Here is a 252-nt window from a genome sequence, read left to right on the forward strand (position 1 = left end):
AATATGATCCAGCAATTACTGAGCTGAAAAATTAAAGTGCCTTGTTCCGAAAATTAGATGGACTGATTCCCGTATATTTTTTAAACACTCTAGAAAAGTGTTCTTGACTTTTATAACCCAATTCCCAAGCCAAACTGGCTCATTTGCAGTATTTTATGAATCGCCGCTACAAGCCGTATCGCGCACAACATTTCAATACACCGTTCTGGACCGAAGGCTGGACTTTGTATTGGGAATTACTACTTTACAGAA

The 252-nt window shown here is 38.5% G+C and carries 1 protein-coding gene; it reads right to left on the reverse strand.

From position 1 onward, the window contains the following. Positions 1-31: 31 nt before the first annotated feature. Complete coding sequence (locus A0125_RS16685; RefSeq protein ID WP_410528187.1) at positions 32-133, reverse strand: helix-turn-helix domain-containing protein; 102 nt, start codon at positions 131-133, stop codon at positions 32-34. Positions 134-252: the final 119 nt, after the last annotated feature.

This window comes from Sphingobacterium populi (assembly GCF_001586775.1).
GTDB classification, from domain to species: domain Bacteria; phylum Bacteroidota; class Bacteroidia; order Sphingobacteriales; family Sphingobacteriaceae; genus Sphingobacterium; species Sphingobacterium populi.